This window comes from Sphingomonas jinjuensis (assembly GCF_014197105.1).
GTDB lineage: Bacteria > Pseudomonadota > Alphaproteobacteria > Sphingomonadales > Sphingomonadaceae > Sphingomonas > Sphingomonas jinjuensis.
Genome location: NZ_JACIEV010000004.1, coordinates 383604 through 406858, shown reverse-complemented (window position 1 = coordinate 406858; position 23255 = coordinate 383604). Strand labels below are relative to the sequence as shown.

Here is a 23255-nt window from a genome sequence, read left to right as displayed (position 1 = left end):
TCAGCGACAACGGAACCGAACTGACCAGTCATGCCATTCTGGCTTGGTGCCAAGACACCGGGGTCGAATGGCATTACATCGCTCCGGGCAAGCCGCAGCAGAACGGCTTCGTGGAATCGTTCAATGGTCGCTTGCGCGACGAGTGCCTGAACGAGCATCTCTTCCCCCCGCTGGCTGCGGCGAGACGGATCATCGAGGCATGGCGGACGGACTACAACACCGTGCGTCCGCACAGCAGCCTCGGCGGCATGGCGCCCGCCGAGTTCACCAACCGCCCCCGACAAGGGCATAAGGACACCGAAGCTAACTTATCAGCGGCCTGAAAACGGGGAGCAGGTCAGACGCTTCCCCTTGAGACACGAGTTACCTCAGCGGCACGGCGATGAAACTGGCTCAGTAGCCAGTCCGGTCTCGGCGGAGTGGCAGGAGCTCGCAAGCCAGGCTGCGGCTTCCAAAGACCGATCGGCATCATGGAGAGAGCGGCTCGCGTTAGACTGACAGCACCGTTCCGACCGTCCCGTCCGGACCGGAGCAGCGCCGTTCAGCGCTGCTTCTTCGTGATTGTCGCGGTAAAGTCCGGATCCTTCTTCGCCACCCAATCCACGAACTTTCGCACATTGGGATTGTTCAGCAGGCCCGTCACGTCCATCCCGTACCGTTGCAATTCCGAATTGGTGAAATTGGCGACCAGGGTCTGCTGGCAGATCGGGTGCATCGGGACGACGTCGCGGCCGCCGCGACTCTTGGGCACTGGATGATGCCAGACGATCGTCTTGCCAGTGGGTCGGCCGCACAACCAGCATGGCACCGGCGGCGGGGCGTCTTCTGCCTGGGGAAGGTGATCGTAGGGATCGTGCTTCGAACGTCTCGCCATAACGCTTCCTGGTGCCTCCATCGGCGCCGGGTGTAGCGAACCGATCCGCCGCCTCCTATGGAAAGAACGATGACGACGTCGGCGAGAGCGTGGGATGCGGACTTGGTCCGCCAGTGGCTGGAGCGCCGCTACGCGGCGTCGCGGCTGGATCAGGCGGTGGCGGATCGGCGCGGCTATGACGCGCGCGACGATTTCGACAAGGCTGCAGCCGAGGAGTGGGCATGTCGCGCGCTGATGGGCGCCGACTGCACGAACGATCAGGCGGCCTTCGCTGCCCGCATCAAGCAGTTGATCGGCCAGGAAGAATACCCCGCGACCGGCCTCCACGACGATGTCCGCTTCGAGCGGAACGTTCGCGCGTATCTGCGCAAGCTGGCCAAGATGACGAAGGCGAACGAGGGCTTCGAAAACACCCTTCGCCATCAGTAGGCGCGGCCGATCGGCCACGATCATGCGACGCCGATAGGCGTCGTGCGTTGGGGCGGCAGGTGCGTCGGCCGTTCGGCGCATGCCGCTCCTCCGTACGATGGAACACGTGATGGCAATGACGATCGCCGACCTGCTCACCGCAACCCTCGCCGACGCCGGCGTGGAGCGCATCTGGGGCGTGACCGGCGACAGCCTCAACGCGATCAACGACAGCTTGCGTCGCCTCGGCACGATCGAGTGGATGCATGTCCGCCATGAAGAGGCCGGCGCGTTTGCCGCGGGTGCAGAGGCCGCCGCGTCGGGCAAGCTTGCGGTATGCGCGGGAAGCTGCGGCCCGGGACATCTCCACCTGATCAACGGTCTCTACGACTGCCATCGCAGCCGTGTCCCGGTGCTGGCGATCGTCAGTCACATTCCCTCGACCGAAATCGGCCTGAGCTATTTTCAGGAAACCCACCCCACCGAGCTGTTTCGCGAATGCAGCCATTTCTGCGAGATGGTGACGAGTCCGGGCCAGATGCCCGAACTGCTGCACCGCGCCATGCGGACCGCCATCGGGCAGCGCGGCGTCGCCGTGCTGGTCGTCCCCGGCGACGTCTCGCTGCTGGAGGTTCCGAAGGACACGCCGATCGCCTTCGCGCCTCCGGCGCCGGCCCGACTGGTTCCAGACGCGGGGGAAGTGGAGAAGCTGGCGGCGCTGCTGAACGGATCGAAGACGATCACCATGCTGTGCGGGTCGGGGTGCGCGGGCGCGCATGACGATGTGGTGGCGCTCGCCGATGCACTTCGCGCTCCGATCGTCCACGCCTATCGCGGCAAGGAATATCTCGAATGGGACAACCCGTTCGACGTCGGCATGACCGGTTTCCTGGGCTTCGAGTCCGGCTACCATGCGATGAAGGACTGCGACACGCTGCTGATGCTGGGGACCGATTTTCCCTATCGCAACTTCTATCCCAGCGGCGTCCAGGTCGCGCAGGTCGACCGCGACCCGTCGGCGCTGGGGCGGCGCGTGCCGCTGACGCTGGGCGTGCTCGGCGATGTCGGCGAGACGATCGCCGCGCTGATACCGCAGCTGTCGCCCGGGCGATCGGACCGATTTCTCGATGCCGCCCGCCGGCATTATGCGAGTGCGCGCGCCAAACTGGACGGTCTCGCCACGCCGCGCGCCGCTGGCCAGCCGCTCCACCCGCAATTCGTGGCGAAGGTCCTCAACGACGTCGCTGCCGACGACGCCATCCTCACGGCGGACGTCGGCACTCCCGTGATCTGGGCGGCGCGCTATTTCATGACCAACGGTCGCCGCCGCATCATCGGATCGTTCAACCACGGCTCGATGGCGAACGCGATGCCGCAGGCGCTGGGCGCGCAGGCGGCCTGTCCCGGCCGGCAGGTCGTGTCGCTGTCGGGGGATGGCGGCTTCACGATGTTGATGGGCGATATGCTGTCGGCGGTGCAGCTCGATCTGCCGATCAAGATCGTCGTGCTGAACAACGGCACGCTCGGCTATGTCGCGATGGAGATGAAGGCTGGCGGTTACGTCGACACCAACGTCGATCTGAAGAACCCGGACTTCGCCAGCATCGCCAACATCGCCGGGCTGAAGGGCATCCGCGTCGAAAGCTCCGACGCGCTTGATGGCGCATTGCGCGAGGCGTTTGCCCATCCCGGGCCGGCGCTGGTCGATGTCGTGACCGCGACCCAGGAATTGTCGATCCCGCCCGCGATCGGCCTCGAGCAGGCGAAGGGGTTCAGCCTGTACATGATGAAGGCCATCATCTCGGGCAGGGGCGATGAGGTGCTCGAACTGGCGAAGACGAACCTGCTGCGCTGAGCAGCGGGACCATTGGATCGGCAAGGATCCGCAAACCTCTGCTCCCGTCACGATGGACGGGAGCAGAGACGCCGTCAGTAGGTCGACGGTTGCGCGTAGCGGGCACGCTCGTCGCGCGCCTGATCGGGCGAATAGACTTCGGCGTCGGGATCGAACGACGTCCAGCCACTGTCGCGATAGCTGGCGCCGCGCGTCGCCGCCGAGACCGAGCGATGGCGGTCCAGTACGGCTTCCGCCTCCGTCACCTGATGATCCGGCACCTTCGCGCTGACCAACGAACCGCCGCGACGGACGCCTTCGGCATAGACATGGGCATCGTTCTCGTCATGCCCCGCGTCCTTCAGCGCGCCGACGATACCGCCGGTTGCCGCGCCACCCGCCGCGCCGATGCCGGCGCCGGCCGCCGTTGCCGCCAGCCAGCCTGCGGCGACGATGGGGCCGAGCCCCGGGATCGCGAGCAACCCCAGCCCTGCAAGCAGCCCCCCGGCCCCGCCGAGCATCGCGCCGGTGGATACGCCCCGGCTGACATCGCCGTGGTCGTTGACGCCGTCGTGATCGCCCGCGACGCCATCCGCGTGACGCCCCTCGGCATTGCTCGCCACGATGCTCAGATCGTCGCGCGCGATGCCGAGCTGTTCAAGATCGCGCACGGCGGTGGCGGCATCGTTATAATCGTCGAACAGTCGCGTTATGGTCTTCGACATGATCTTTCTCCTGCAACGTCAGTTCAGCGGGTGGTGATGTTGCCCTTGTAGTCGAGCATGACCGTCATCCGCTTGCCGCCCTTGGTTGCCGCGCCCTGCCAGAGGCCGTCCTGCTTGGTCAGCTTGGACGCGACGGTATAGCCCGCCTTGGTGAAGCGGCCGCGTGCCTGGTCTTCGGTGAAGGAATTGGCGCCCTTGGCGGGAGCGGCGACCTGATGCGGTGCGCCGTTCTTCACCACGGGATTGTGCGATCCCGCCTGCGTCTGCGCAGACGCGCCGACGCCCAGCAGGGCAAGGGCCGGGATGGCCATTAGATATCGAAGCATGGCAGCTCTCCTGAAGCTCGTGTTGGGGGGATGGTTGGTATCGGGGTCCGTGCGTCGCGGCCGTGGCCGCTTGGCCGGCCTCAGGCCGCGATCGGGTATCGGGGCAGGCTCAACCGACTGGCCTGCCCCGTCCGCACCCCTCCGGTCGCGGAAGGTCCGGTCACCGAACCGTGCCGCGGCGAAAGAGGTTGATGATCGCCAGCAGCGCGACCGCGCCGACCAGCGACACCAGCACCGACTGAATGCTGATAACACCGGTGGTGATGGGTGCGCCGCCGATCAGCGGCGTGATCAGGAACCCCGCCAACGCCGCGCCGACGATGCCGACGACGATGTTGAGGAAGATGCCCTGCTGCCCGTCGGTCCGCATGATCAGGCTCGCCACCCAGCCGATCAGCCCGCCGACGACAAGAAGTACAATGAGTCCCATGGTCGTTCCTTCACATCATTGGATAGTGACGGGCTCAACGGACCGGACGTCGGTGATGTTCAGATCGGCCACCGCCGGCGGGGCGGGCCCGTTGGTGCTCGGGCACTATGCGGCATAGTGCAGCGACGGGAACGGGCATGCCGTCCGAGCGGTTTCACGCTCATGCCAGCGCCATCGCCTACGCTTCGCCACCTCGACCAGTTGATGGCGCAGTTGCTCGACGGCGTCATCGTGCTTGATCCCACGGGGATGATCCTCAACGCCAATGCGGCGGCGCTGCACATGCACGGGCTGGAACGGCTGGAGGACCTTGGCGAGACGGTCGAAGCCTATGCGGAGCGCTTCACGCTGCTCTCGGCCACGGGGCAACCGTTAAGGCGCCGCGACTATCCGCTGTTCCGGCTGCTCGCGGGCGAGCCGTTCCTGGATGAAGTTGTACAGGTCATGCCGTCCGGCGAGGATCAGGCGCGCTGGGTTCATGAGGTCCGCGACGTCACGATGGACGTCGACGGCGGTGAGGCGGACTATCTCGCACTGGTACTGTCCGACGTCTCGGCCCGGTTCGACGCCGAGGCGCGCTTCAACGCGATGTTCCAGGCGAACCCAGCGCCTGCGCTCGTCGTGCGGCTCAGCGACCTGCGCCTGATCCGGGTCAACCCCGGCTTTCTGGCGCTGACCGGCTTCGCGGAAACCGATCTGATAGACAAACCGCTGTTCGGCCTGGACCTGCTGGGCGGAATGCAGCGTTCGATCGAGATCAAGCGACTGATCCAGCAGGGACGGGTCGTCCCCCAGACGGAGTGCGAACTGCTGGTGGCCGACGGTTCGCGGCGGCTGGCGCTGTTCGCCGGGCAACCGATCGACGTGACGAAGGACGATGCGCTGCTGCTGACCTTCGCCGATCTCGAACCGCGTCGCCAGGCGCAGGATGCCCTCGCCGCGAGCGAGCGGCATTTGCTGGCGGTGTTCGAGATGGCGCCGGTGGCGATGGCGGTCACGCAGGGCCGCGACTTCGCCATTTCCCGCGTCAACGCGGCGTTCCGGGCGATGACCGGCTACCACACCCCGTCGTCGGCATCCGACGGCTCGACCCCATGGGAAGATCGGGCGGAACTCGCGGCAGCCGAGCGGATCGTGGAGGAGCACGGCACGCTCCGCGATGGCGAGGCCAGGTTGCGGACCCGTGGCGGCGAATGGGTCGACTGCATCGTCTCGGCAGAGGCGATCGACATCGATGGCGTCGACTGCGTGCTATGGGCGTATCAGGACGTTACCGAGCGGCGGCGCGACGAACTCGAGCTGGCGCAGGCTATCGACGGGGTGATGCAGGATGCCACCTGGTTGAGCCGATCCATCCTCGACAAGCTGGCCACCCTCCGCCGCCCCTCGGTACAGCCGGTCGCCGAAGATCTCAGCCCTCGCGAGCGCGAGGTCCTCGCGCTCATCTGCGACGATCTCGACGACACGGCGATCGCCGCGCGCCTGAACGTGTCGAGGAACACGGTTCGCAATCATGTCGCCCGGATCTACGCCAAGCTGGGCGTCAATCGGCGCAGCGGCGCGGTGATCTGGGGGCGCGAGCGGGGCATGGGTTCGCGCGGGTCGTAGCCCAGGGCGCTCGACGTCCGTTTCTGGGGTTTCGGCGCCGACAATCTGCCCGGCCGCTACCGCTAAGTCGCCGACCATGCAGGCATCTGGACCAAATGCTCGGCGGCTCACTATTGCCGACGCAGGTTCAGGATGGAGTCCATAGCAGCGCGGCGCTTGGCGGCAGATCTGTTGTGGTCCTGTGCGGACGCCTGCAGGGGGGCTCCAGCGGGATCGGTAGGCTGCGGCGCGGGCATGTCGTCGCCAGTCGCAAGCTCCGCCGACAGTGTCTTCGCGACCGCCGCTGAGGTCGGTGCCGCAACCGTATGCGGGCCGGCTGCGCCCGCCTGCGCTGCCTCATGCTCGTGCGCGGGGTTGAAATACGCATATCCGGCGCTGTCATCAGCGAAGGGCGAAACCTGATTGTGGCCCCTGATTTCTCTCGCCGGCGACGCGTCACGCGCATCGGCCGTCCGGCTCTGCAGGTCGATCTGGGCGGTCACCGGATGGAGCCTTTCGGCTTCCATCCTTCCATGTCCCGTTTCGATCGTACCAGCCTCTCGAAGCGGAAGCTGGGACGCCGTTCGCACTGACGGTGGCGCGGGTCTGCTGTTGGAGGACAGCTCCCGATCTTCCATGTCGAGGTGCTCATATAATGCGGCGGCGGAGGCAATGGCGAGCAGGGCAAAGGCCAAGCCGATCGTCGCGCTTCCCCGGTTCAGGCGCGCAGCGTGCAGTTTCGAGGGGGGCAAGCAGGTCGGGTCTGCCGAAAGCGGCGCCGAAATGATGAAGGCGAGGTCTTCGTCCAGTCTGGCCATGCCGCCAAAACCCGGTCGTACCGTCCGGCCTTTCGTGACGTGGCGCCTGCCCCGCGACAGCGCTTCAACCATCCACATCGCTGACGTCCACTGGCTGGTTGCGATCTTCGGCCTCGCTCGGCTCGGTGGCGAGGAACCAGGTTTCGGCGCCCTCGATGCCGATTGCGGTAAGGCGACCGGTCATGAACGCGCCGGTATCGAGGCCGATGCGGTTGGGGCGAATGTCGGGCCCGGCCTCATGGACCGTGTGGCCATGAACGACGACAAACCCGTGGTCCGCTTGGCTGTCGAGGAAGGCTCGACGGATCCATAGCACGTCTTCTTCCTGCTGTTGCTCGATCGGCACGCCAGGCCGGATACCGGCATGCACGAAGAGATGGCCGTCGCTGCGAACCATGGTCGGTAGCGAGGCAAACCAGCCGAGCACGTCTTTTCCCACCACATTGCGCGCCGTCCGCGCCAGCCCCGGGCTCGCTCCTTGCGCCAGCAACGTCTCCTCGACGCCCCAGCTTTGCAGAGTCTCGCGTCCGCCTTGATCTAGCCAGAACTCGAGCGTGGCGATATCTCCCGCCAGCGCGTCGATCATCATCGCTTCATGGTTGCCTTTGAGCACGATGAACTGGTCAGACGCCTGCGCTGCCCGCATCGCCCATTCAACCAGCGCGGCCGACTGTGGTCCACGATCGATCAGGTCGCCGAGTAGGATAACGATCGCGGGTACCACGCCGCGACCAGCATGATCGCTTCGGATCGACGCCATGAGCGTTTCGAGCAGGTCCAACCGGCCATGAATATCGCCGATCGCATAGATGCGTTGCCGCGAGGACAGACGCAGACCAGTCGTCCCTTGGCTGGCGAGGCCGACCGGCGCGAAATGTGCTGATTTGGCCAATGATCGACGGCTAAAACGAACGCGACAATGCCGCACCGCTGGAGACTGCCGCCGCCCCGCGCGACAGCCCTGCCGTTGCAAAAGCGGTCAGACGAAAGCGACTATCCGCCAAGCCGATCGACGCGCCGCCAAACAATTCATGCGAGTCTTCGACCAGATTGGTTGCCGCGCGGGCATAATGGTAAGAGGCGAGGAGCAATCCGCGCGAGCCGACCGACATCGATGAGCCGGCCGACGCGGCAAAGCCATCGCGCAACTGGTAGTCGCGTATATCGCCGAGCATCCGGTAGGTAACGGATGCGAATGGCGCAAATCGGCCAATCGGATGGATGGCTTGAAGACCGAGGGCATAGTCTCGCTCGCCACTCGAGAGCAGGCTATTCCGGCTTGCGGTATCGAGCTTGACGCGACCCGATACCTCAAGTTCGGTCCCCCCGCCTCCCGGCGCGAAGCTGTAGGAGGTTCCGAGAGTCAGGTCGCCGAATCCACGCGCGGTCGACCGCCCGCCTGCGGCGCGCGGTGAGATCAGCACCGGCGTGCTGTCTATGCCAGTGAAGAAGGTCGCGTTGCTCTCAATACGCATCCATGGAAGCGATCCAGTAAATCGCCAGTTGCCGGTCCGCGCCCTCACGCCAAGGGCATAGGATTGGATGCTGGTATTGGCGTTCGCCCCAAAATCCCCGCTCGCGAACAGGGCGCCTAGCGACAGCGACAGCCGGTCCGCTGGCTCGCTTCGTTCCATCGCCGCCGGAATGGCGCTGGGGGAGACGGTGGCCGTCGCATTCGATGGCGAGCCGACCGCTGTCGACGGGTATACCAGTGCCACCGGCATCGCGGCCAATGCTCGCCCGGGCGCGACCTCTTGGGCGATCGCGGCGCCCGAACTCAGCGCGCCGATGCATGCGGCCAGGACGATCGGGATACGCATTCCAACCAAGCCTTTCGGCCGGAGCGCTTGGAAGCGGCCGTCATCTAGCGACGGTAGAAAACGAGCATCGTCTATCGCAGGGACGTCCGATCTCAGTTCGGGAGGGTTGGGCCACACGATCGAGGATACTTTCGGTGCGGCGGAGCAGGAGCCATGCGCTTCTCACCGCTGTCCAGCCGAAGGGGGATATATCTCCATTGACCCTGCTCGGCGGTTTGGCCAGCACAACCCGTGGATCCGGCTGCAAATGTTGAGGTAAATCAGTCGATTGGGAGCTCCGCCCGCTGCGATCGTCAGGCTAGCGCAGCCGGATAACTGAACGGGTATCCGTTATCCGCGGCGCATGCCGCTGCCAAATGGCCGGGATCGGGTCACCCTGGATCAGTACGGCGGCGCTACCCGGGCGCGTTGCTCACGGGCCGCCTCCGTCCACCAGGACAGGTCATCGGCGAACCGCGGGAAAGCCTTGGCGAGAGCCGCGCCACCATCGCCGATCGGCGCTCCCGTTTCGTCGAGGGCGTGACCGATCCCGCCGACCGTCAGCGTGCTGGAGATCACGACCATCCCCATCTCGGTAAGGGTACCGTGCCAGGCGACGCTGGCATGCGCGCCCGCCAGCCGGCCGGCTGAATAGCTGGCGATCGCGGCGGGACGCCAGAACCATTCCTCGAGGAAGTGATCGGTCAGGTTCTTGAGGCCTGGCTGCTGCCCCCAATTATATTCGCCCGTGACGAAGACGAAGGCGTCGGCGGCGCGGATCTTGCCGGCGAGCTCCTCCAGCGCTGGCGGCGCCTTGCCCACGGGATATTCCTTGTACATGCGGTCGAGCATCGGCAGCCCGACCGCCTGAGCGTCGATGAGTTCGGGCAACGCGCCGCGTGCGGCAAAGGCGCTGACCAGATACTCGGCGAGCCGGATGCCCTGCCGATCGGATCGGTACGAGCCGTAGAAGATCAGGATACGGTCGGCCATCGTGCTACTCCCTTGATGCGACGACCTTATCGCCGGCTTGGCCCGCGCTGTCTCATCCCTTGGCGGCGACGGCGCCCAATTCCTCGAGGTCAAGGTCGTGCTCGAGGTCGTGGAGCGTCTCGTCGTCGATCTGGCCGGCGCGATGCAGCCGGACCAGTTCGGCCCGGCCCGCTTCCACCGCCGCGATGATGACGTCGAAATGGCGGGCGATCGCCTGGTTGCGTTCGTCCGCGGTACCGTCGAACGCCTCGCCCGCCGTCGCGCGGGTCCGATAGCGACGCAGCAGCTGGGGATGGATGACCTCTCCGTCGGCGTCATGCGCTTCGCGTTCGACCGCCGACAGCTGCGCTCGGAACATGGCGTGCTCGGCGGCCTGCAGGTCGAGCGGCGGTAGCGCGGCCGCGTCTTCCGCCGGCCGCGCGCGCTCGATGATCCAACCGAGCGATGTGCCCTGGACGAGGACGGTAACCAGGATGACGGTGAAGGCGGTGACCAGCATCAGGTCACGCTCCGGCATCGCTTCCGGCAGAGACAGGGCCACCGCCAGCGTCACCACGCCGCGCATCCCCGCCCAGCTCATGACGAGCGCCGCGCGGCCACCCAATGGGCGCGCCGACACCCAACCCGCGCGACGCAGGAGCGCCACGATCGCGTCGGCTGCGAAGATCCACAGAAAGCGGGCGAGGATCACCGCCGCGACGATCGCCAGAACGGGCATCGCCATCGTGTCGAGGATGCGCGCGGGATCGCCGATGCGGTCCAGGATTCCACGCAGCGAAAGCCCGATCAGCGTGAACACCGCCGCCTCGAGAAGGAAGACGAGCACCTGCCAGAAGGCGAGGGCACGGATCCTCACGCTGGCGCTGAACACGACGTGCTGGAACCAGCCGCAGGTCAGTCCGGCGGTCACGACGGCGATCACGCCGGACACATGGAGCAGTTCGCCGGCGATATAGGCGCTCCAGCACACCAGCATCGTCGCGGCGATCATCAGCGTGTCGTCGCCGAGCCGCCGCAATAGCAACACCCAGATCGCCCCGATGCCTGCGCCGACCGCGACCCCGCCGATGACGAGCAGGAAGAAGGTGCCGGTCGCCGCACCAAGGCTGAAGGTGCCGGTCAGCACCGCCGCCACCGCGAAGCGGAACAGCACCAGCCCGGCGGCATCGTTGAGCAGGCTCTCGCCCTCCAGCAAGGTCGACAGCCGGCGCGGCAACCGCACGCGTTGAAGCACCGCCCGCGCCGACACCGCATCGGGGGGCGACAGGATCGCGCCCAGTGCCACGCACGCCGCCCAGGGGAGCGCCGGCAGCAGGAGCTTGGTGACCACCGCGACGACAGCGGTGGTGAAGAACACGGCACCGATCGCCAGCGACAGAATGCCGGCCATGTGGCGGCGGAACGGCGCGATCGCGGTGAACCAGGCGCCGTCCATCAGCAGCGGCGGCAGGAACAGGACGAGGACCAGCTCGGGATCGATCGCGACCGCGGGCAAGCCGGGTACGAAGGCGACCGCCCCGCCGCCGACGATGAGCGCCGCTGAGGGCGGAAGCGACAGGCGCTGCGCCACATAGTGAAGCCCGACGATCACTAGGAACATCGCGATGATCAGCTCGAACTCGGCCGTTGCATGCATATCGCTGCTTCCCCCTTCGCAGGGATCGAGCGAAAGCGGAAATCTCCCGACCGATCAACACGATCGTGCGCGCCGTCACCCGAACGAAGGGCAGGTTGGGGGAAGCTTCCCGTTCGCCGCGGACGGCTGATGGTGGGTCTACGCCGGACAAGCAGCCCAGGTTCGGCGCTGCATGCAGGGCGGTGAGCCTCGGCACAACTGTAACTTGCGCCGAGGCGATATCTCGCAATTCTAGACCCTGGCCAGACTGGACATCTCAGAATGACATGCGGAACCCGGCGGTGAAGTATCGGCCGATCGGATCGTAGGCGCTGCTCGCCGCGGTGGTGAAGGTCGTCACCGGCGGCGGCGACAGCGGTGGCGCGCGATCGAACAGGTTGGCGATCGACAGATACACCTGCTGCCCTGCCGGCGTCAGTCTCGCGCTTCGGCTGCTGCGTTCGAGCAACGGCGCACCCACGGCCTGCTCCAGCTTCTGGATGCGACGGCTGAGCGACGGCTGCGACAGTGCCAGTTGCTCGGCGGCACGGTGAAAGCTGTGCATATCCGACGTCGCGATCAGCGCCCGCAGGTCGAGCAGCTCAAAAATGATAGGCGCCATCGCCGCAGCGTATCCCGATGAGCGCTTAACGCAAACCGTATCAAGGCGCGTTAGGGAAGGGGGCAAACTAACCAAAATGTCGTTCGTTCAGGTGCGGACGGCCAGATAAACGCTTTTATGGCGCCAGAACGAAGGGGGATCAAAGCCGCCAAGGTTCGTGAACACGAGACGATAACCAAGCTGTCAAACCAGATTGGCCAAGGGCGGTACATTAGCTTTGATAGTGACCCGTAGAGCTACCTGCGGGTCTGCCTACCTGTGAACACCGCGCCGTTTAGCGGCATACGAACGAGCCTTATGGCGTGGCATGATGCCTAGGCGACGCGCCCTTGGGCCATCATCATCAGCGCCGAGCTTGATTCGTCGTGATATAAATGACCTACCCGTCATAAATGTGACCTTCACCCCCTTTAGTCGGCGCGCATGCTGCGCGAGCATAGCGCGTTGGAGTTAACGATTCGCTTCCGCGTCATGGAGGCGAGCACAGGGGGATCGCACGATCATGAATAGAGTTCTCGTCGCCGCGGCCATGTTGATGGCCCCGACCGCAGCCGAGGCGGCTGTCACTATTACCTTCTCCGATGTTAACGCAGGGCGCGGCGTCGTCACCATCGACACCGGCCATATCGGCAGCGCGAGCGTCACCGACGGCACCACTCGTTACAGCGGCGATGGCACGGTACCCTTCCTGACCGCCAGTTTCATCGACACCGCGGGCAACCAGCGTCTCCTCCAGCGGGGCGACCTCGACGGCTATATCGAGTATGATGCCGCCACGACCACCGTCAGCGTCAGCTACACGCTCGACGACGGCAGCGATCAGTTCCCGACATCGACGCTGGTCCTGAGCGCCACCGGCGCCGGCCTTGGCACGTTCGACGGCATCCAGCTTCCCGACCTGGCAACCGCGAGTGAACTGTTTTTCTCGGTCACGTCGTCAGACGGCAGCGTGGTCGACAGCACCAGCGGCCGCGCCACCGCTACGACGACCGCGATCACGCCAGTGCCGGAACCCGCCAGCTGGGCACTGATGATCGCCGGGTTCGCTGCGATGGGCGCCGCGCTGCGCCGTCGCCGGTTCGTCACCGCGATCGCCTGAACCGCCTTACCTGACAAAGTGCGCGTGCGGAGCCGCCGGCGCCGCAAGGATCGACGCGAGTGCCGGCGGCAACTTGGTTAACGGGGAAAACACCACATGGCACAGCTGGGTGATATCGCGATCGTCGGATTCAGCGCGGATACAAACGCAGGCACCGCGACTACCGTAAATGGCAAGACGTTTGCCTTCGTTCTTCTTGCCGAACTCGGCGGCGAGACAATCAGCTTCACCGACAATGGCTGGTACGCGGCTGGGGGATTCCGCGCCAACGAGGGGGTCGTGACCTATACGGTCCCAGTCGGCACGCCAGTCGGAACGGTCATTCGTATCCAATCCCCGACGACCGGGAACTTCGCCTTCAACGCCAATGGCGACCAACTCTTCGCCTATGTTGGCACCCAGGCCAACCCGACCTTCCTATTCGCCGTCGATTTTGCCGACGGCAACACGACCTATGCTGCCGACGCAACCTCAGCGACCACATCCGCTGTGCCTGCCGGATTGACGTTCGGCGTCAACGCGCTCGCCTTCGGCCAAGACAATGGCGCCTACGCCGGCCCCCTGACCGGGACCAAGGCCGAGATCCTTTCCGCCATCGCGGACCCGAAGAACTGGACGCTCGATGACGCGGTAACTCCGGCCTACCCTGCCAACTTCACCGTGACCGCCGCCACCGGCCCCGGCACCTTCGCCTTCCAGTCGACCGGCGTCGCCGTCTCCGAAGGCAATGCCGGCAATACTCCCATCGAGTTCGTCGTGACCCGCAGCGGCGGCGCCTCGGGTGCGGCGACCGTCAGCTACAGCTTCGCGCATGGCACCACCGACAACACCGATTTCGCCACAGTCCCTGCGGGCGGCACGATCAGCTTCGCTGATGGTCAGACCAGCAAGAGCATCGTGCTCAATATCGCGGGCGACACGGTGTTTGAAGCGAACGAAACCTTTGGTCTGACCCTGACCGGCACCAGCATCGGCACGATCGGCACCAACGCCAGCGCCACTGGCACGATCAGCAACGACGATCCCGCGCCTGCGGGCACGCTGTCGATTGCCAGCGCGTCGGTGACCGAAGGCAACGCCGGCACCACGCCGATCGACTTCACCGTCACCCGTTCGGGCGGCAGCACCGGCGTGGTCAGCGCAACCTGGACGGCAGCCTTCACCGGCACCGCGAGCGCAGACGACCTGTCGGGCGCCACCACCGGCACCGTCACCTTCGGCGATGGCGAGACGACGAAGAGGATCACGCTGAACGTCGTCGGCGACACCCGGTTCGAGGGCAACGAGACCTTCTCGGTCACGCTCTCCGGCGCTCAGGGCGGCGCCACGATCGGCACCGCAACCGCGACCGGCACGATCCTCAACGACGACGCCGCGCCCCCGCCCGCGCCGCTGTTCATCAACGAAATCCATTACGACAATTTCGGCGCCGATTCGGGAGAAGCGATCGAGATCGCCGGTCCTGCCGGCACCGACCTCAGCGGCTGGTCGGTCGTCCTCTACAATGGCAACGGCGGCGCCGCCTACAACACCACCCAGCTGACGGGCAGCATCGCCGACCAGAATAACGGCTATGGCACCATCGTCGTCACCTATGCGGGCGACGGCATCCAGAACGGCTCGCCCGACGGCATCGCGCTGGTCGCGCCTAACGGCCAGGTCGTCCAATTCCTGTCCTACGAAGGCACGATGACGGCGACCACCGGTCCGGCGGCCGGCATGACCAGCACCGACATCGGCGTGTCCGAGGAGAGCGTCACCCCCGGCCTGTCGCTGCAGCTGACCGGCGAGGGCGCGATCGGGGCCGACTTCACCTGGACCCAGGCGTCGCCGAACAGCTTCGGCAGCAACTACGTCGCCGATGCGCGGGTGTCGCAGGGCCAGCTGGTCGGCGCGGTCAACGCCGGCCAGTCCTTCCTGCCCGCCAACGGCACCGGCTTCGTCCGGATTAGCGATGCGCGCGTCAATGAAGGCGACAGCGGCACCTCCGCTCTGACCTTCACCGTCACTCGCTCGGGCGGCAGCGCCGCCGCCGGCAGCGTCGACTATGCGCTGAACCTCGACGGCTCCGCCGACGGTAACGACGTCAGCGCCACAACGCCGCGGACGGGCACGGTCAGTTTCGGCGTCGGCGAGACGAGCAAGACGATCAGCGTCGCGATCATCGGCGACACCCTGCCCGAGGGTAACGAGACGCTGTCGATCCGCCTGTCGAACCCGACCGGCAACACCGTGGTCCGCGATGATCTGGGCATCGGCACGATCGTCAACGACGATGCGGTCATCCTCAAGACTTATGAGATCCAGGGCACCGGCGCGACCTCCGACTATGTCGGGCAGCGTGTGACGACGCAGGGTATCGTCACCGCGGTAGGCAATGCCGGCTTCTATATCCAGGACGGCGTCGGCGACGGCAATGCCGCGACGTCCGACGCAGTCTTCGTCGCCACGACTAGCAAGGCCGCCCTCTCGATCGGTGACGCCGTGTCGGTCAGCGGCCTGATCGCCGAATCCGGCAGCAGCGGCGCCCTGACCCTCACCAGCTTCGCCGCCGGTGCTCAGGTCGGCGTGCTGTCGAGCGGCAACGCGCTCCCCGCCGCCGTCCTGATCGGCACCGGCGGTCTTACCCCGCCGACCGAGAGCATTTCTGCCGGCATCGCCTTCTATGAGAAGCTCGAGGGCATGCGCATCTCGGTCGACGCGCCGCTCGTCGTCGCCAAGACCGAAGGCGGCGAAACCTGGGTGGTCGCTTCGGGCGGCGCCGGTGCGACCGGCGTCAACGCGCATGGCGGCATCACCATCTCAGCCGGCGACTTCAACCCGGAACGCATCCTGCTCGACTCGGTCAGCGACATCTACGCGGGTTTCACCGGCAGCTATGCTCAGGGCGACCGTCTGTCGACGACCACCGGCATCCTGACCTATGGCGGCGGCACCAACTCGGTCAGCTATCGCCTGGCCGTCACCGACGCGGTGACGCAGACAGCGGACGCCAATCTCCAGCCGGAAATCACCAATCTCGTCGGCGACAAGACGCATCTCACGATCGCCAGCTTCAACATGGAGAACGCCGATCCCACCGACGGCGCGACCAAGTTCAACCTGCTGGCGCAATCGGTCGTCTACAACCTGCGCGCGCCCGACATCATCTTTGCGCAGGAGATCCAGGATGCCGACGGCGCCGGTGCCGGCACCAATTATTCCGGCACCGTGACCGCCAATGCACTGATCTCGGCCATCGATGCGCTTGGTGGCCCGCACTACAGCTATGTCGAGGTCGCGCCGACCGCCAACAACCAGAATGGTGGCGAGCCCAACGGCAACATCCGCAACGGCTTCTTCTATCTTGCCGATCGGGTTTCCTACGTCGACGGATCGGCGACGCTGCTCACCGCCACGGCGTTCGACGGCAGCCGCAAGCCACTGGTGGCGGACTTCACCTTCAACAACCAGCGCATCACCGCGATCGACGTCCATTCGACCTCGCGGCTCGGCTCCGATCCGCTGTTCGGCGCTACCCAGCCGCCGGTCGACGGCGGCGACAGCGGCCGCATTGCCCAGGCACAAGCGGTCAAGGCCCATGTCGACGGCCTGCTCGCCAGCGATCCCAACCACAACATCGTGGTCGGCGGCGATTTCAACGGCTTCTACTTCGAGCGCGCGTTGAGCCAGCTCGGGTCGAACGGTCTCACCAACCTCAACGGCCTGATCCCGGTCGCCGAGCGCTACAGCTATCTGTTCGAGGGCAACCTCCAGCAGATCGACCATCTGCTCGCCACCGACCGCCTCTACGCCAATGCCGAATTCGACGCGGTCCATATCAACACGCTGAAGCCCGTCGGCACGCCGGAGGCGACCGACCACGACCAGGTCATCGCCCGCTTCCAGATCGTCAACACCGCGCCTGTCGCGGTTGCCGACACGCTGGCGATTAACGAGAACGCGACCAGCATCAACCTGTATGCGACGCTGCTTGGCAACGACAGCGACGCCGATGGCAACACGCTGACGATCGTTTCGGTCGACGCTACCGGCACCCAGGGTCAGCTGGTCTTCGACGCCGCGACCAAGACGCTGACCTATGCTGCCAATGCCGACGGCTTCGACACACTAGCCACCGGCGCGACCGCAACAGACAGCTTCACCTACACGCTCAGCGACGGGCAGCTCACCACCACGGCGACGGTCTCGGTGACGGTGACCGGCATCGCCGACGGCGAAACGCGGAGCGGCGGCAACGGGGCGGACGTGCTGGTCGGCACCGCCGGCGAGGACAGGCTCTACGGCAACGGCGGCAACGACACGCTGTCGGGCGGCGCCGGCGCCGACTTCCTGAACGGCGGCGCGGGCAACGACGTGCTCAACGGCGAGGCAGGCCGCGACTGGCTGATCGGCGGCGCCGGACTCGACACGTTGTCGGGCGGCGCCGGCAACGACTATCTGTCGGGCGAGGCGGGCAACGACCTGCTCACCGGCGGTGCCGGCGCGGACATCTTCGCCTTCGGCACCGTTGGCGGCCGCGACACGATCACCGACTTCGACACGAAGGTCGATACGATCCTGCTCGCCAGCAATCTACAGTTGCTCGGCTCCGCTGTCGGAGACGTCAACAAGGATGGCATCGCCGACCTGACGCTGACCTTCTCCAGCGGCACCAGCGCGATCCTGCTCGGCGTATCGGACTTTGCCGCGGTTCAGATCGTCAGCACGCCGGAGCCGCTGATTACCACGCCGCAGTTCTGACGCCGGACCCCTTGGCCAAGCTCTTGCTCAACGGGTAAAAAGATCGGGGAGGCTGCGCGCTTCGGCGTGTTTGCCTTCCCCGTCCGCCCAGGCCAGCCTCGCCGTTCTGCTACTTCAACTCGTTGCCCGGGGTAATCCGGTTGGTGGTGATGATGTGGGTCCGGTTCCCGCTGTCGCTGCGCAACGAGAAAGTTCTGCTGTTCGAGCGCGGTATCGACATCTGCCACGAGACCGGGCGGCTATGGTGGAACAGGTTCTGCCCTTTGTTCGCCGGTGACATCCGCCGTCAGCGGGTCAGCCGCATGCGGGGTTTCTGCCACTGGCACCTGGTCGAGAGGTGCGTGAAGCTGGACGGTGAGATGGGCTACCTGTGGCGGGCTGTCGATCATGAGGGTGACATGCTCGAGAGCTACGTCACCCGGACCCGCGACAAGACGGCGGCCCTGACCTTCATGAAGAAGGCGCTGGATCGCCATGGCTCGCCCGAGGCGTCACCGCCGATAGGCTGCGCAGTTACGGCGCTGCGATGAACAGGCTTTGAAACGCTGAAAAGAGGAGGTGAGTCGCTGGGCCAACAACCAGGTGGAGAACAGCCACCTGCCGTTTCAACGACGGGAGCGGGCGATGCTGCGGTTCAGGCAAATGAAGACGCTTCAAAAATCTGACTTGGTTTAGCCAACGTCCACAACCACTCCAGCCTCGATCGCCAGATCTACGAGGAGCGACTCTCCGCCGCGCTGGCGGAATGGCAGGTGCTAGCCAGCTAAGCTGTGGCCTTCAAAGGCCGATATGCATCGTGTGGAGAGCAGTTTGCATTAGATTGACAGCGCCTCCCGCAGGTCATCGCCGAGGATATCGTCGGCAGCATCTCCCACCGACGCTCGGCTCCTATCGTGGCGTAACGCGCGCCATCAAATTCCAGCGTACGCCTGGGCCAGAACCATTTGCCGCGCCGTTACTCGACGAATAGATGCCTCGATCGCTGAGGGCGCGCGCCGGTGCGGCTAAATTAAAGTTCATGGGCAACGGACCACCATGATCCTCGTTATCGCCTAAATATGGATCAAGCCGCCCATGCCTGATCCATCGAAGGAGCGACGGGTTCATGGAAGATTACAAGGATGTGCTGGCAGGCAAGTGCCCGTTCGGCGGCGATCGCATCGGTGGCGCGCACACCAGCCCACCGACGTTGCAGCACTGGTATCCCAACCGGCTGCGTGTCGAGCAGCTGCACCGCGACGGGCCGCGCGCGAACCCGCTCGGCGATGACTTCGACTACAGGGCGGCGTTCGAGACGATCGATCTCGACGCGCTGAAGGCGGAGATCAAGGCGTTCCTGACGTCGTCGGTGGACTGGTGGCCGTCGGACTATGGCAATTACGGCCCGCAGATGATCCGCATGGCATGGCACTCGGCGGGCACCTATCGCATCGCCGACGGGCGCGGCGGTGCGGGCGAGGCGATGCAGCGGTTCGCGCCGATCGACAGCTGGTGGGACAATGGCAACACCGACAAGTCGCGCCGCCTGATCTGGCCGATCAAGCAGAAGTACGGCGCGGCGCTGTCATGGGCCGACCTGATCGTGCTGACCGGCAATTGCGCGCTCGAGATCATGGGCTTCCCGACCTACGGCTTCGCGGGCGGACGCCAGGATGCGTGGGAAGCCGACGACGCGACCTATTGGGGGCCGGAATTCGTCGACATGACGACGGTCAAGTCGTTCGACGAGATGGTCAATCGCGACAAGCGCTGGCGTGGGCAGAACGGCGATCCCGATTACGACCTGGAGCAGCCGCTGGCGGCGACGCACCAGTCGCTCATCTACGTCAACCCGGAAGGCCCCTATGCCAGCGGCGACCCGGAAGCGTCGGCGCGCGACATCCGCGTCGCCTTCACGCGGATGGCGATGAACGACGAGGAGACGGTGGCACTGATCGCGGGCGGTCACGCCTTCGGCAAGAGCCACGGCATGGTGAAGGCCGATCGCATCGGCGCGCCGCCCGAAATGGCGCCGATCGAGCAGATGGGGCTAGGCTGGCACAACCCCGAAGGCACCGGCGCCGGCGAGTTCACCATGACCAACGGCATCGAGGGTAGCTGGACGCCCGATCCGACGCGCTGGGACAACAGCTATCTGGAAAACCTGTTCAAGTTCGAATGGGAGCAGACGCGCAGCCCCGCCGGTGCGCTGCAATGGACGCCCGTCGACAAGAGTGCGCCGCATACGCCGGACGCGCATATCGAGGGCAAGACGCACCCGCTGATGATGATGACCAGCGACATCGCGCTGAAGGTCGACCCTGTCTATCGCGACATCTGCCAGCGTTTCCTAAGCGACTTCGACTATTTTACGCTGCAGTTCTCGAAGGCGTGGTACAAGCTGACCCACCGCGACATGGGGCCGAAGGAGCGCTACCTCGGCAAGGAGCGGACGATCGAGGACGACCTGCTGTGGCAGGATCCGATCCCGCCGGTCGATCATCTGCTGATCGACGCACAGGACATCGCCGCCTTGAAGGACCGGATCCTGGGACTCGGCCATTCGGTATCGGACCTGGCCTTCACCGCCTTCTCCGCGGCATCGACGTTCCGCCACAGCGACAAGCGCGGCGGCGCGAACGGTGCGCGGATCGCGCTGGCGCCGCAGAAGGACTGGGCGATCAACGCGCGGGCGATGCCCGTGGTCGAGGATCTGAAGCGGATCGCCGGCGACTTCGGCGCGCTGGCGAGCGGCGGCAAGAAGGTGTCGCTCGCCGACCTGATCGTCCTGGCCGGTTGTGCCGCGGTCGAGCGGGCGGCGGCGGAGACGGGATCGTCGGTCACCGTGCCCTTCGTGCCGGGGCGGATGGACACCGACGACGCGCGCACCGACGCCGACAGCTTCGAATGGCTGCGTCCCGTCGTCGACGGCTTCCGCAACTATGTCGACCCGGCGTTCGACGAGGTGAACACCGGCGACCTGTCGCCCGAGCAGCTGTTTCTCGACCGGGCGGCGCTGCTGTCGCTGTCGGCGCCCGAATGGGTGGTGCTGACGGGTGGCCTGCGCGCGTTGGGCGCGAATTGGGACGGGTCGCGCGACGGCGTCTTCACCGATCGGGTCGGCGTGTTGACTAACGACTTCTTCCGCGTGCTGACGAGCATGGATTACGAGTGGAAGAAGGCCGACGAGGCCGGCACGCGCTTCGCGCTGGTCGCGCGCGATGGCGGCGAGGCGCGGTTTGGGGCGACGCGCTGCGACCTGATCATCGGTGCCAATTCGCAGCTGCGTGCGATTGCCGAGATCTATGCCAGTGCGAACGGCCAGGCGCGGTTCGTGCGCGACTTCGTCAAGGTCTGGGACAAGGTGATGATGCTCGACCGCTACGACGTCCACGGCTGATCCCGGGAGGAGCTCGCGACCGGCGCGAGCCCCTTCCCGTCGCTGGGTACTGCAGCGGACGCTGATTTCGTTAACCAATAGGGACTAGCGCTGGCCTGATAGGAGGCCCGCCGATGTCGGTATTTGTCGCGCAATTAGTGATGGGAATTGCGGGATTGTTTGTGGTTGCGGCGTGGCCGCCCGCGACCGGCCGGATGATGCTGGTCAGTCTTAACGGGGCCGGCGTCAACGCCCTGGTCGTCGAGGCCAGCGCGGCGGGCGCGCAGGTCGTCGGGCCCGGGCCCGTGCCCGGGTCGCTGGTCGTCAGCGGCGACCGGTCGCGCATCCTTGCGCATATCGGCCATTGGCATACCCTGGTACTCGCCCCCGCCGCGGCGGGGTGCGCCGCGGGCCTCGACGGGCAGTCGGTCGCATGAGCGCGATCCCGGTCGCGATGGCGATCGATCCCTTGAGCCAGCTTCGCCGCCGCGGCTTTACCGCCTGGGTGGCGCTCAGCTGGCTGGCCATCGCGGTGATGGCGATGATCGGCGCGCTGATGGGCAATGGCGCGGAGACGCCGATCGTCGTCGTCGGCTGCCTGACCAACATCGTGCCGACGGTGATGGCGGTCAGGGGCCGCTACGACCAGGAGGCGCGGCTGTCGCTGGGCGTGCCGGCCGCGATCCTGCCTGCGCTTCTGGTGTACCTGCTTCAGGGCCATGCCTGGCAGATGGACGCGCACATGTATTTCTTCGTTGCGATGGCGGCGCTGATCGTGGTGGCGGACTGGAAGCCGATCTGCCTGGCTGCGACGCTGACCGCGATCCATCACATCGCGCTCGAGCGGCTTGCCCCCGGATGGGTGTTCGCCGGCAGCGGCAACCTCGGCCGCGTCGCCTTCCACGCCGGTGCCGTGGTCCTGCAATGTGCGGTGCTGTCGTGGATGACGACGCAGCTGGTGCGGCTGTTCGACAGCCAGGACGCGGCGCTGGCGCGATCGCAGTCGCTGGCGATCGAGGCCGATGGCCAGCGCCGTCGCGCCGAGGAGGCGATGCATGTCGCGACGGTGGCGCAGCGCGCGGCATCGGACGAGCGGCGCGCCCGCGAGGCACAGGCGGCGAAGGTCGCGGCCGAGCGTCGCGGCGAGCTCGTCACGCTGGCACGCGAGTTCGATCGAAGCGTGACGACGGTCGTGAAGGCGATCGGCAACGCCATCGCCCAGGTCGAGCAGGCATCGGTCTGTCTGGAGGACGCCAGCGGCGACGCCACGCGCGACGCGGTTGCTGTCGCCGCCAGCGCGTCGCAGGCGGCGACCGAGATCGCGACCGTGGCGGCGTCGATCGACCTGCTGTCCGATTCGATCCGAACCGTGGCGGACACGATCGACGAGCAAGCGCGGGTGACCGCGATCGCCAGCGGCCAGGCCGAACAGACTGCGCAGACGATCCGCGCGCTCGAGGACTGGGCGACGAGCATCGAGGGCTTTCTCGACGACATCCAGAGCATCGCCAAGAAGACCTCGCTGCTCGCGCTCAACGCCAATATCGAGGCGGCGCGGGCGGGCGAGGCGGGGCGTGGCTTCGGCGTCGTCGCGGTCGAGGTGAAGGCGCTTTCGGCGGAAACCGGACGGGCGAGCGAACGGATCCGCTATCTCGTCAACGCCATCCGCGATGGCGTGGCCGACACCGGGCAGCGGCTCCACGACATGAACAGTGCGATCGGCAAGCTGTCGGCTACCGCCTCGTCGATCGCCGAGGCGGTCGTCGAGCACCGGATCGGCACCGACGAGGTCAACGACGGCGCGGCGCGGATCACCCGGCAAACCTCGCTGATCGAAACCGAGATCGGGCGCGCGGCCAAGGCGATCGGCGCGGCGTCGAACCTGTCGACGCAGGTCCGCAACGGAACCGGCGAGCTGGCGGTGAGCGCCCGGGCACTGCGCAGTTCGACCGATCTGTTCGTATCGTTCCTGCGATCCGAGGAAGCGCTGTCGGCTTAGCGGAAAGGCTGCCGAATGTCGCGGC

The 23255-nt window shown here is 66.0% G+C and carries 19 protein-coding genes and 1 pseudogene; 10 read left to right on the top strand and 10 right to left on the bottom strand.

The features are described from left to right. Window positions 1-323 (top strand): integrase core domain-containing protein (locus GGQ80_RS09415; RefSeq protein ID WP_246346967.1); only part of this gene is annotated, 323 nt, incomplete at its 5' end. Window positions 324-541: 218 nt separating this feature from the next. On the opposite strand, the gene GGQ80_RS09410 is transcribed toward GGQ80_RS09415, so the two are convergent. Further along, the gene (locus GGQ80_RS09410; protein ID WP_183984047.1) at window positions 542-874 is read right to left on the bottom strand and encodes a hypothetical protein; all 333 of its coding nucleotides are present in this window, start codon (window positions 872-874) and stop codon (window positions 542-544) included. A gap of 69 nt (window positions 875-943) precedes the next feature. On the opposite strand from GGQ80_RS09410, the gene GGQ80_RS09405 reads away from it, so the two are divergent. Together GGQ80_RS09405 and poxB are read left to right on the top strand one after the other, a co-directional pair. Then, entirely contained in the window at window positions 944-1303 is a 360-nt protein-coding gene (locus tag GGQ80_RS09405) for a hypothetical protein (RefSeq protein ID WP_183984046.1), read from the top strand. 115 nt (window positions 1304-1418) lie between these two features. Beyond that, a complete protein-coding gene (poxB, locus tag GGQ80_RS09400; protein ID WP_343050984.1) occupies window positions 1419-3137 on the top strand; it encodes a ubiquinone-dependent pyruvate dehydrogenase in 1719 nt (572 codons plus the stop codon). A gap of 74 nt (window positions 3138-3211) precedes the next feature. Here the strand turns inward: poxB and GGQ80_RS09395 are convergent, their stop codons facing one another. The 3 genes from GGQ80_RS09395 to GGQ80_RS09385 form a co-directional block, all read right to left on the bottom strand. After that, window positions 3212-3841: a hypothetical protein gene (locus GGQ80_RS09395; protein ID WP_183984042.1), complete on the bottom strand. Its 630-nt coding sequence runs from the start codon at window positions 3839-3841 to the stop codon at window positions 3212-3214. A 23-nt stretch (window positions 3842-3864) separates the two neighbouring features. Further along, entirely contained in the window at window positions 3865-4167 is a 303-nt protein-coding gene (locus GGQ80_RS09390; protein WP_183984040.1) for a hypothetical protein, read from the bottom strand. 160 nt (window positions 4168-4327) lie between these two features. After that, complete coding sequence (locus GGQ80_RS09385) at window positions 4328-4597, bottom strand: GlsB/YeaQ/YmgE family stress response membrane protein (protein WP_183984038.1); 270 nt, start codon at window positions 4595-4597, stop codon at window positions 4328-4330. Between the two features lie 162 nt (window positions 4598-4759). On the opposite strand from GGQ80_RS09385, the gene GGQ80_RS09380 reads away from it, so the two are divergent. Beyond that, window positions 4760-6205 carry a helix-turn-helix transcriptional regulator gene (locus tag GGQ80_RS09380; RefSeq protein ID WP_183984036.1) on the top strand — a complete coding sequence of 482 codons (1446 nt, stop codon included), beginning with the start codon at window positions 4760-4762 and terminating at the stop codon, window positions 6203-6205. A 110-nt stretch (window positions 6206-6315) separates the two neighbouring features. Here the strand turns inward: GGQ80_RS09380 and GGQ80_RS09375 are convergent, their stop codons facing one another. From GGQ80_RS09375 to GGQ80_RS09350, 6 genes are all read right to left on the bottom strand, one after another. Next, the gene (locus tag GGQ80_RS09375) at window positions 6316-7002 is read right to left on the bottom strand and encodes a hypothetical protein (protein ID WP_221364288.1); all 687 of its coding nucleotides are present in this window, start codon (window positions 7000-7002) and stop codon (window positions 6316-6318) included. 64 nt (window positions 7003-7066) lie between these two features. After that, window positions 7067-7894: a metallophosphoesterase family protein gene (locus GGQ80_RS09370; RefSeq protein ID WP_183984032.1), complete on the bottom strand. Its 828-nt coding sequence runs from the start codon at window positions 7892-7894 to the stop codon at window positions 7067-7069. A 10-nt stretch (window positions 7895-7904) separates the two neighbouring features. Further along, the gene (locus GGQ80_RS09365; protein WP_183984030.1) at window positions 7905-8822 is read right to left on the bottom strand and encodes a hypothetical protein; all 918 of its coding nucleotides are present in this window, start codon (window positions 8820-8822) and stop codon (window positions 7905-7907) included. A gap of 381 nt (window positions 8823-9203) precedes the next feature. After that, window positions 9204-9794 carry an NADPH-dependent FMN reductase gene (locus GGQ80_RS09360; RefSeq protein ID WP_183984028.1) on the bottom strand — a complete coding sequence of 197 codons (591 nt, stop codon included), beginning with the start codon at window positions 9792-9794 and terminating at the stop codon, window positions 9204-9206. Window positions 9795-9846: 52 nt separating this feature from the next. Further along, window positions 9847-11430: a Na+/H+ antiporter gene (locus tag GGQ80_RS09355; protein ID WP_183984026.1), complete on the bottom strand. Its 1584-nt coding sequence runs from the start codon at window positions 11428-11430 to the stop codon at window positions 9847-9849. 256 nt (window positions 11431-11686) lie between these two features. Then, complete coding sequence (locus GGQ80_RS09350) at window positions 11687-12031, bottom strand: helix-turn-helix domain-containing protein (protein WP_183984024.1); 345 nt, start codon at window positions 12029-12031, stop codon at window positions 11687-11689. Between the two features lie 502 nt (window positions 12032-12533). Between GGQ80_RS09350 and GGQ80_RS09345 the strand changes: the two genes are divergently transcribed. The 6 genes and pseudogenes from GGQ80_RS09345 (at window position 12534) to GGQ80_RS09320 (ending at window position 23230) form a co-directional block, all read left to right on the top strand. Then, window positions 12534-13130, top strand: a complete 597-nt coding sequence (locus GGQ80_RS09345) for a PEPxxWA-CTERM sorting domain-containing protein (RefSeq protein WP_183984022.1) — start codon at window positions 12534-12536, stop codon at window positions 13128-13130. 96 nt (window positions 13131-13226) lie between these two features. Beyond that, the gene (locus tag GGQ80_RS09340; RefSeq protein ID WP_183984020.1) at window positions 13227-17873 is read left to right on the top strand and encodes a Calx-beta domain-containing protein; all 4647 of its coding nucleotides are present in this window, start codon (window positions 13227-13229) and stop codon (window positions 17871-17873) included. A gap of 122 nt (window positions 17874-17995) precedes the next feature. Then, window positions 17996-18640 (top strand): annotated as a pseudogene (locus GGQ80_RS18815) (IS6 family transposase). Between the two features lie 338 nt (window positions 18641-18978). Further along, window positions 18979-21252: a catalase/peroxidase HPI gene (gene katG, locus GGQ80_RS09330; RefSeq protein ID WP_183984019.1), complete on the top strand. Its 2274-nt coding sequence runs from the start codon at window positions 18979-18981 to the stop codon at window positions 21250-21252. A 113-nt stretch (window positions 21253-21365) separates the two neighbouring features. After that, complete coding sequence (locus GGQ80_RS09325; RefSeq protein WP_183984017.1) at window positions 21366-21668, top strand: hypothetical protein; 303 nt, start codon at window positions 21366-21368, stop codon at window positions 21666-21668. After that, window positions 21665-23230: a methyl-accepting chemotaxis protein gene (locus tag GGQ80_RS09320; RefSeq protein WP_183984015.1), complete on the top strand. Its 1566-nt coding sequence runs from the start codon at window positions 21665-21667 to the stop codon at window positions 23228-23230. Before GGQ80_RS09325 ends, GGQ80_RS09320 begins: the two co-directional genes overlap by 4 nt. Window positions 23231-23255 lie beyond the last annotated feature (25 nt).

Excerpts from the sequence above, each read along its gene's own strand:
- GGQ80_RS09360 (WP_183984028.1), bottom strand. The coding sequence starts at position 9,794 with ATGGCCGACCGTATCCTGATCTTCTACGGCTCGTACCGATCCGATCGG.
- GGQ80_RS09320 (WP_183984015.1), top strand. The coding sequence starts at position 21,665 with ATGAGCGCGATCCCGGTCGCGATGGCGATCGATCCCTTGAGCCAGCTT.
- GGQ80_RS09350 (WP_183984024.1), bottom strand. The coding sequence starts at position 12,031 with ATGGCGCCTATCATTTTTGAGCTGCTCGACCTGCGGGCGCTGATCGCG.
- GGQ80_RS09395 (WP_183984042.1), bottom strand. The coding sequence starts at position 3,841 with ATGTCGAAGACCATAACGCGACTGTTCGACGATTATAACGATGCCGCC.
- poxB (WP_343050984.1), top strand. The coding sequence starts at position 1,419 with ATGACGATCGCCGACCTGCTCACCGCAACCCTCGCCGACGCCGGCGTG.
- GGQ80_RS09325 (WP_183984017.1), top strand. The coding sequence starts at position 21,366 with ATGTCGGTATTTGTCGCGCAATTAGTGATGGGAATTGCGGGATTGTTT.
- GGQ80_RS09410 (WP_183984047.1), bottom strand. The coding sequence starts at position 874 with ATGGCGAGACGTTCGAAGCACGATCCCTACGATCACCTTCCCCAGGCA.
- GGQ80_RS09355 (WP_183984026.1), bottom strand. The coding sequence starts at position 11,430 with ATGCATGCAACGGCCGAGTTCGAGCTGATCATCGCGATGTTCCTAGTG.
- GGQ80_RS09340 (WP_183984020.1), top strand. The coding sequence starts at position 13,227 with ATGGCACAGCTGGGTGATATCGCGATCGTCGGATTCAGCGCGGATACA.
- katG (WP_183984019.1), top strand. The coding sequence starts at position 18,979 with ATGGAAGATTACAAGGATGTGCTGGCAGGCAAGTGCCCGTTCGGCGGC.
- GGQ80_RS09345 (WP_183984022.1), top strand. The coding sequence starts at position 12,534 with ATGAATAGAGTTCTCGTCGCCGCGGCCATGTTGATGGCCCCGACCGCA.
- GGQ80_RS09405 (WP_183984046.1), top strand. The coding sequence starts at position 944 with ATGACGACGTCGGCGAGAGCGTGGGATGCGGACTTGGTCCGCCAGTGG.
- GGQ80_RS09375 (WP_221364288.1), bottom strand. The coding sequence starts at position 7,002 with ATGGCCAGACTGGACGAAGACCTCGCCTTCATCATTTCGGCGCCGCTT.
- GGQ80_RS09390 (WP_183984040.1), bottom strand. The coding sequence starts at position 4,167 with ATGCTTCGATATCTAATGGCCATCCCGGCCCTTGCCCTGCTGGGCGTC.
- GGQ80_RS09380 (WP_183984036.1), top strand. The coding sequence starts at position 4,760 with ATGCCAGCGCCATCGCCTACGCTTCGCCACCTCGACCAGTTGATGGCG.
- GGQ80_RS09385 (WP_183984038.1), bottom strand. The coding sequence starts at position 4,597 with ATGGGACTCATTGTACTTCTTGTCGTCGGCGGGCTGATCGGCTGGGTG.
- GGQ80_RS09365 (WP_183984030.1), bottom strand. The coding sequence starts at position 8,822 with ATGCGTATCCCGATCGTCCTGGCCGCATGCATCGGCGCGCTGAGTTCG.